Genomic DNA, 8,004 nt, shown 5'->3' with positions numbered 1-8,004 from the left:
CGGTGTAGTGGAAGGCGTCGAACAGGACGCCGGGTGGGCCGGGCGGGGCGGTGGGCGTGGGGACGGGAGTCGCGGCAGGGGCCTGCTGCTTCTCCACTCGGTGGCCCGTCGCGGTGGCGGCCCGATCACGATGTTCGTGCAGGCCGACGCGGCCGTCCCCGACCTGGACCGGATGGTGGCCGAGCTCGTGTCCGCGGTCGGCGCGGGCACCGGCGTCGAACCCGCCGTCGACCACCGGACCGTACCGTGGCTGCACGCCCTCACCTGGCCGGGCGCGGGAGCGGCCGGGGACATGTTCAGCCGACGCTACAAGCTCAAGGCAGCGTACCTGCGCCGCTCGTACACCGACGCCCAACTCGCCACCGCCTACGGCTGGTTGACGGATGGCTCCGCCGTCGCGCACGGCGGTCTGCTGTTCGTCGGCTACGGCGGCCAGGTGAACGCGGCGGCGCCGGGGGCGACCGCGACCGCCCAGCGGGACGCGGTGATGAAGGTCGTCTACCAGACGGTGTGGACGGACGAGCGGGAGGACGCGGCGAACCTCGCCTGGGTGCGGGGGTTCTACCGCGCGATGTACGCGGACACCGGCGGCGTGCCGGTGCCCGGCGAGGTCAGCGACGGCTCCTACATCAACTACCCCGACGCCGACCTCGCCGACCCGGCCTGGAACCGCTCCGGCGTCCCGTGGCACACCCTCTACTACAAGGACGACTACCCGCGGCTCCAGGCCGTGAAGGCCCGCTGGGACCCGTACGGGCTCTTCCGGCACACCCTCTCCGTCGAGCCCCGGCCGGCCCCGTGACGCCGCTCCGGACCAGCCGGATCCCGTACGGACGGACGGCGGGTCAGCGGACGGTCACCTGCCAGGCGCTGTACGCCGTGGCCATGCGGCCGGCGATGCCGGGGCAGTAGTAGGTCGACGGGCTCATGGTCGCGGCGGGGAAGACGGTCGAGTTGGAGGGGCCGGCGTCGCTCCAGGCGCCGGTGGCGGGGGTGCGGACCTTCAGCCCGGTGGTCTCGACGACCCGTCCGCTCAGGTCCTGGCAGACGCCCACGTTGCCGGAGGCCGTCCGGTCGGAGTAGTACTCGAACATGTCCCAGCCGTAGTCGAGGCCGGTCTGGTCGGTGCCCCGGCTGGTGAAGAACGGGTCCCAGGTGCTGGTGGCGACGTTGTAGAGGGAGGCGCTCCAGGTGTTGGTCCGGGCGTCGGTGAGCTGGATCTGGAGGCTGTAGGCGGAGCGGCCGTTCACGGTGGCGCCGTACTTCCGGAGGAAGGCGGCGTCGATGTCGACGGTCGCGCCGACCGCCTGGGAGGGGTCGGTGGTGCACCAGTCCCAGGCCCATATCTGGGCGCTGTCCCGGGTGTGGACGGTGACCATCTCGATGCAGGAGTTGCTGCGCGGCTTGGTGGTGGGGGCGTAGAGGAAGTCGTTGGCGCCGCTCAGGCGCAGCGCGTCGTCGAGGGTGTGGGTGGCGATGACGGCGTCGTAGCCGGTGTTGCCGTTGGGGCCCAGCTCGGTGCCCCACCACCGGTGGGCCTGGGCGGCGATCGGTGCCGGGGCGGTGCGGTTCGTGGCCGTCTCCGAGGGCCGCGCCTCCGTGGCGAGGCCCGCGCGCAGCTCGCGGAACCGCTGGACGGCGGGCCGGTCCTGCGGCCTGATGCCGGCGTCGCCGAGGACGCGGCCGGACACGGGGGCGCCCGTCGGCGCGTCGGCCCGCGGGGCGGCCGGGTGGGCGGCGTGGGCCGGAGCCGACGCCGGGACCGGGGTCGCCTGGGCGCCAGGTGCGAGGGCGGTTCCGGCGACGGCGAGGGCACACGCGCCGGCGGCCGCGGCCGCGGTCCTCAGTACGGACGAACGGCGCGATAGTGTCGTGCTCATGACACTCCTAGGTGTGGGGGAACCCGAGGGGGGTGGCAGCCGCCGCCCGCCGGGGAGCGGACCGGATGCGTGGGGGGATCCGGTCACCGGCGAACGGAGCGGGTGGCCATCAGCGTGGGCCAGGCCCCGGCACGACACAATCCGGCTGCCGGAAGTACCCATACTCAATCAATCCACCCGGCCTGAAGGCCGGTTGCCCACCCGGGCGTCCGAACCCCGAACCGCGGGCATCCTCACGATCGGGCCCGGCGGGCGGGCGCAGCCCCGTACGCACCGCCAGGACGTACGCACCGTCAGGACGAGCGGAGGCGAGCATGAACGACCTCTGGAAGGCCGTGCTCCACGGTTCCCTCGCCAACCCGGCCCGCCCCGGGACGGTCCTGCTGGTGGAGGGCCCGGCCGGCACCGGCAAGTCGCACCTCGTGGCAGGGCTCCGCCGCCGACACCCGGCCGGCTCCGGCTGCCTGACCCTGACCTGCCCCGGCCCGTCCGACGACGACGCACAGCACACCTTCGACGCCCTCGACGCCCTCACCCGCGCCTTCGGCGACCCGACCCGGACCGCCGTCCCGACCCTGCTGGTCGTGGAGGACGTCCACCGGGCCGACGAACGCACCAGGTGCCGGATCCGGCACCTGGCCCGCATGCTCCCGAACGGCTGCGCCCTGGTGCTCACCTGGCGGCCCGAGAACCTTCCGGCCGACCGGCCCCTGCTGGGCGAGCCGCTCACCTGCCCGCCCGGCACCGCCGTCCTCCGGATCCGGACCGGTCCGCTCCCGGCCGCGGCGGCACGGGAGTTGGCCGAACGGACCCTGGGCACCCGGTGCCCGGACGATGTGATCGAGCGGCTGTACGCGGTCACCGGCGGCGTCGCCCAGGTGCTCGTGGACGTCCTGCCCGTCCTGGCCGGCACCGTCCTGGCGGGCACTGCCCCGGACGGCCCGACCGTGGACGCCGTCGAGGCGCTGGAGACCCCACCACGCCTGGCCGAGACCGTACTGCGCCGACTCGCCCACCTCCCGTCGGACGCCCGGCGGTTGGCGCACGCCGCGGCGGTGCTGGGCGAACCGGCCTCCGAAGCCGAGCTGGCAGCCCTGACCGACCTGACGGCGGAGACGGCGCGCCGCATGCTCCTCGCCGCCCTCACCGCGGCCGTGCTGACCGACCTCGGCCCCCGGCGGTACGGCTTCCGCGTGCCGCTCGCCGCCCGGGCCGTGGCCGCGAGCCTCCCCGCCCCCGAACGCGCCGACCTGCACCACCGGGCGGCGCAGGTGCTGAGACGGCGCGCCGACGTCCCCTGGCCGCAGGTCGCCGGGCACCTCCTGGCGGCAGGGGTCCGCCGCGGCCTGGTCCGGGCCGCCGAGCGCGCCGCCGAGACCCACGCCGCCGCCGGACAGCACCGCGAAGCCGCCCGGCTCCTCCAGGACCTGCTCGCCGACCGCCGGATCCCCGGCCCCGCCCGCGCGAGGCTCGCCACGGCGGCCCTGCGCCGCATCGCCGGGTTCACCCTCCAGGACGCCGGCGCCCTGCTCGACACCCTCACCGGCGCCCCGCTACTGCCCGGCCCGCTGCGCGCCCAGGCCCGGGTGCTGCAGGGGCTGTCGCTGTGCACCCCGACGACACCGGACCACGACGGCTGGCTGCACCTGGAACGCGCCGCCAGGACCCTCCCCGACGAACCCGGCCTCGCCGCCCGCGTCCTGGCCGCGATGTCCATGCCGCACTGGCCCGGCATCCCCCTCGCCGAGCACCGGCAGTGCGCGGAGCGGGCGGGCGCCGCGCTGGCGGCCACCACCGACCCCGTCCTGCGGGCCGCCGTCAACGCCAACCTCGTCGGGCTGCTCCTGACCCTCGGCGACCCCGGGGCCGAACAGGCGCTCCCGGCCCGGCCGTTGGGGGAGGACGAGGACAACGGTGACGCCGCGTCGGCCGGTCACCGGGCCCGCGCCCTGTGCAACGCCGCCGACGCCACCCTGTGGCTCGGCCGCTACCACGACAGCCAGGCGTTCCTCGAACGCGGCGCGGCCCTGGCCGGACGCCACCACGCCGGCCCCCACGTCGCCCACGGCATCCGCAGCATCCGGCTGCTCCTCGACTGGGCCACCGGCCGCTGGACGGGCCTCGCCGACCGGGCCGCCGACCTGGTCGCGGACACCGCGCGAACCCCGGTGCTCGGCCACGAGGCACGAACCGTCCTCGCCGCGCTGTGCCTCGCCCGCGGCGAGTGGTCCCAGTGCCGGGCCTGGCTGGCCGGCGGCCTGGCCCCGCACCTGGACCAGCAGTTGGCACCGGTGGCGGCGCTCTCCTCGACCGTACTCGTCCGGCTGGCCCTGGCCCGCGGCGACCACGACGACGCCAGAGCGCACGCGACGCAGGCCTGGGGACGGCTGTGCAGCAAGGGCATCTGGGTCTGGGCGGCGGAACTGGCGCCCTGGGCCGTCACGGCGGCGCTGAGCGCCGACGACCCCGCCACGGCCCGGACGATGGTCCGGGACCTCCGCACGGCCCCCGCCGCGCCGCACCTCCCCCTCGTCGCGGCCGCCCGACGGTGGTGCCTCGCCACCCTGACCGAGCACGACGGGCACCTCGCGCGCGCCGCCGACGGCTACCGCGCCGCCGCGGACGCCTACGCCGCGCTGCCCCGCCCGTACATGGCCGCCCTGGCGGCGGAGGCAGCGGCCCGCTGCGCCGCGGCCGCGGGCGAAGGCGAGGACGCCGGCCGCGACACCGTCGACCGGCTGACCGACGTCCTCCTCGTGCTGACCGGGCTCGGCGCCACCCACGACGCCGCCCGCGTCCGCTCCCGCCTGCGCGCCCTCGCACCCCCGCGCCGAGGCCGGCCCGCCCATCCCGGGCTCTCCCCGCGCGAACGGGAGGTCGCCGAACTCGCGGCCGGAGGCCTGACGAATCGTCAGATCGCGACCGCACTGCACCTGTCCACCAGGACCGTCGAGAACCATGTGGCCAGGGTTCTGCGCAAGCTGTCCGCGCCGTCCCGCCGGGACCTCCCCGCACGCCTCTGACGCGCGCCTCTACCGACTCAACGTCCGGGCCGCCCCGGAGCCCCGCCGTCGACCGGCAGCTCTCCCGGGAGGTAGCCGTAGCCGGCCCGGCCCGGCACCGCCCCGGCGAGGGCCCGGACCAGCGCGGCCGGCGGCGCCGCGAAGATCCCGGGGTAGTCGCACTCCCCCAGCTCCGGCCGCACCGGCCAGGCCAGCCGCTCCCGCTCCAGGTCGTACCGCGCATCGACGCCCTCGCGGTTGCCCCGGGCGTCCAGGCGCACCCAACGGCCGTTCAGGTGCACGGCGTTGAGGGCGTGCAGCACGAATTCGCCCTCACCGTCCGCCAGCCGCTGGTAGCACAGGCCAGTCAGCACGCCCTGCGCTCGCAGCAGCGCCGCCAGCAGGTGGGCCTTGCCGTGGCAGATCGCGTTGCCCGCGGCCAGCACCTCCGAGGCGCGGAACGCCCCGCTGTAGTCGCCCGCGTCGGCGGAGTGCCGGACCTCGTCGCGGACGTGCTGGAAGGCCGCCTCGGGGGTGGCCAACTCGTCGGCCAACCGCCGCAGTTGCGGGTCCTGGTGGTCGATGACCCCGTCCGCCACGAGGTAGGCGGCGAGGTCGTCGGTCTCCGGTTGCAGGATCATGCCGCCCATCGTGCCCCGCCCCACGGGCCGCACGGGCGGAATTCCAGCCCGTGGACGGTCCGGCGCCCGGAGCGGGACGCCCAGGACCGGACCTTGGGGGCTACTTGGGGGCGGCGGTCATGGAGGCGACCGCGTCCGCCACGCTGCCCCGGTAGTTGCCCATCTTGGGGTTCAGGACGTGGGCCCCGGCGGGGAGCGGGAAGTTGCGGGTGTTCGCGAGGGGCATGTTGGTGCCCTCGCCGTCGACCAGCACGTTGATCTCGTTGATGCCGGGGGCGGTGCCGGTGGTGGCGCCGCTCGGGTCGAGGTCGATCACCGCGTAGGCGCTCCGGCCCGCCGGGACCGGGAACCGCTCCGTGCCGCTGGCGAGCACCGGCTTGAGGTTCTTGCTCTGGTCCCGGGCGGCCGAGTCGCCCAGGTCGACGCTCGGGGAGGAGCTCAGGCTGCAGGCCTTCGCGCCGGTGTTTCGCACCTCGATCACCCACTGGTTGGCCGCCCCGGCGCGCGCCGACGCGTTGATCGAGAGGCTCTGGATGTCGCACGGCTGGGCGGCGGCACTCCCGCCGGCGGCCCCGCCACCGCTCGACGGGCTCGCACCGGCCGGCGTGTGCGCGGCGGTGGGCGCCGCCGATCCGGCGGGAGCCGGTGCGCCCGGAGCCGGTGCGCCCGCCGAGGGAGCACCGGCGGCCGCCTTGGTGAGCGCGGAGCTCGCCGAGCCGGCGGGCGCGTCGGTGTTCTCGGGCCCGCAGGCGGTCAACGCGAGCCCCGCCCCGACGACGAGGACGGCGGAGACGAACAGCGGGCGACGGCGACGGACGGACATGGTGGCTCCCCGATGACGATGCGGACTGCTTGATCGAACACACCACAGGACGGCCGGACGACGGCTTTCGGTGCCATCCGCAGCGTCACAATCACCAGGACATGACAGGGACCGGACTGTGACACTCGGTCAGCCGCAAGGCAGTTGACGGCACCCCTGGCCTGCCGGTATGCCCGGCCTCCCAGCCCGGCCCGGGTGCGGCGTATCCGCGGGAGTACTCCGGCCCGGGCCACCGGGGTTCCCATTCGCCTCACAGCACATGCGTCGGGGGACTCCCGTTGTGACGATGTCCCCATGAACCAGATCTAACGAACGGATAGGCGAATGGCAGCCTCGGGCTCTGTGACACGGCGTACGGCAGGTCGGCGTCCACCGCTGCGGCGCGCGGTGGTGCCGCTCGGGGCGGTCGCCCTGGTCGTGGCACTGGCCGCTCCCGCCGCCGCGGCGGAACCGGCGAACGACGGGGTGGAGATCGCCACCGCGAGCACGTCCGGCCGTGTCCTGACCTGGACCGGCAGCTACTCCTGCGAGACGTCCATACTGATCGCCGGCATCACGGTCACCGCTACGGACACCACCGGCGGCTCCGGATCGCAGACCATCCCGGTGAGCTGCCTGGACGGTTCCACCGGCCAGCCGGTCAGAGGTCAGGCGGTCAGCGGCCGCGTCGACAACGGGCTCCTGAGATCGGGCGGCGACTGGGGCGACGACATCACGGTGACCATCACCCTGAACAGCGCACTCGGCACCGCGCTGGGCTACGACCGGATCACGCTGCTCGACAACCAGGTGGGCGAGGTCTCCCTCGACGGCGCGACCCCGGACCAGAGCGGAAACCTGGCCGTCACCGGCGGGTTCACCTGCCCGGCCGCCGGTACCGGCACCATCACCGCCGACGAGAGCGCCCCGTTCCAGAGCCCCGTCCTGGCGACCGGCTCGCTGCCCCTCAGCTGCTCCGCGCCCGGAGCCCAGGCGACCTTCACCTTCCCCACCGCGAGCACCAGCCCCCGCGGCCGGGCCACGGGCACGGTGAAGTGGTTCAACTCCGAGAAGGGCTTCGGCTTCATCACCCCGGACAGCTCGACCGCCGACGTCTTCGTCCACTTCAGCGGCGCCACGGGAGGGACCCCCCGGAGCCTGGACGCCGAGCAGCGGGTGACCTTCTAGCAGGCCCACGCCCCGCTCCGACCTCCGGCCGGTCGCACCTGCCGGACAGGCCCGGTACCCCGGGGGCGTACAGAGCGCCTCCGCTCCGGTCCGACGAAGAAAGGGAACCCGCATGTCCGTACGTCGAAGCGCCCTGACCGTGTCCGCCGTCCTCGCCGCGCTGGCCACCGGCGTGGCACCGGCCGCCGACGCCGCCCCGGCAACCGCCTCGGAGATCCTGAACTGCACCGTGAACGCCGCCGTCACCTTCGACCCGGCGTTGTCGGCCGGCCCGGAGGCCACCACCGTGACGATCGGGGGGACGGCGACCGGGTGCACCGACTCCCAGAGCGGCCCGACGGCCGTGGTGGGCGGCACCGTCACCGCGACACTCACGTTCGGCACGCTCAGCTGCAACCCGCTCGGTCTGACGGCCGGTCACGGGGTGCCCGCCGCCCTGCTGGCCTTCGTCCTGCTCACCGTGGTGGCGGCCTGGACCGGGGTGCTGACGG

6 protein-coding genes and 1 pseudogene are annotated in these 8,004 nt (G+C 75.2%); 4 read left to right on the top strand and 3 right to left on the bottom strand.

Annotated features, from left to right (window positions below; genetic code table 11):
* Positions 1-100: 100 nt before the first annotated feature.
* Positions 101-802, top strand: a complete 702-nt coding sequence (locus tag ACWDCZ_RS37740; RefSeq protein ID WP_449818287.1) for a BBE domain-containing protein — start codon at positions 101-103, stop codon at positions 800-802.
* Positions 803-845: 43 nt separating this feature from the next.
* Here ACWDCZ_RS37740 and ACWDCZ_RS37735 read toward each other — a convergent pair whose 3' ends face one another.
* The gene (locus ACWDCZ_RS37735) at positions 846-1,880 is read right to left on the bottom strand and encodes a hypothetical protein (RefSeq protein ID WP_449818286.1); all 1,035 of its coding nucleotides are present in this window, start codon (positions 1,878-1,880) and stop codon (positions 846-848) included.
* A gap of 314 nt (positions 1,881-2,194) precedes the next feature.
* On the opposite strand from ACWDCZ_RS37735, the gene ACWDCZ_RS37730 reads away from it, so the two are divergent.
* A complete protein-coding gene (locus ACWDCZ_RS37730; RefSeq protein WP_449818285.1) occupies positions 2,195-4,903 on the top strand; it encodes a LuxR C-terminal-related transcriptional regulator in 2,709 nt (902 codons plus the stop codon).
* A gap of 17 nt (positions 4,904-4,920) precedes the next feature.
* On the opposite strand, the gene ACWDCZ_RS37725 is transcribed toward ACWDCZ_RS37730, so the two are convergent.
* Both ACWDCZ_RS37725 and ACWDCZ_RS37720 read right to left on the bottom strand, forming a co-directional pair.
* Positions 4,921-5,523: a transglutaminase domain-containing protein gene (locus ACWDCZ_RS37725; protein WP_449818284.1), complete on the bottom strand. Its 603-nt coding sequence runs from the start codon at positions 5,521-5,523 to the stop codon at positions 4,921-4,923.
* A 100-nt stretch (positions 5,524-5,623) separates the two neighbouring features.
* Positions 5,624-6,346, bottom strand: coding sequence for a DUF4232 domain-containing protein (locus tag ACWDCZ_RS37720; RefSeq protein WP_449818283.1), 723 nt, complete (start codon positions 6,344-6,346; stop codon positions 5,624-5,626).
* 1,029 nt (positions 6,347-7,375) lie between these two features.
* Between ACWDCZ_RS37720 and ACWDCZ_RS37715 the strand changes: the two genes are divergently transcribed.
* Both ACWDCZ_RS37715 and ACWDCZ_RS37710 read left to right on the top strand, forming a co-directional pair.
* Positions 7,376-7,513 (top strand): cold shock domain-containing protein, encoded by a 138-nt coding sequence (locus ACWDCZ_RS37715; RefSeq protein ID WP_449818288.1) that lies wholly within the window; start codon positions 7,376-7,378, stop codon positions 7,511-7,513.
* A gap of 112 nt (positions 7,514-7,625) precedes the next feature.
* Positions 7,626-8,004: pseudogene (locus ACWDCZ_RS37710) on the top strand (hypothetical protein); the annotation flags it as partial.

It is taken from the genome of Kitasatospora sp. NPDC001225, assembly GCF_053597855.1.
This window is presented reverse-complemented; position numbering and strand designations above follow the sequence as displayed.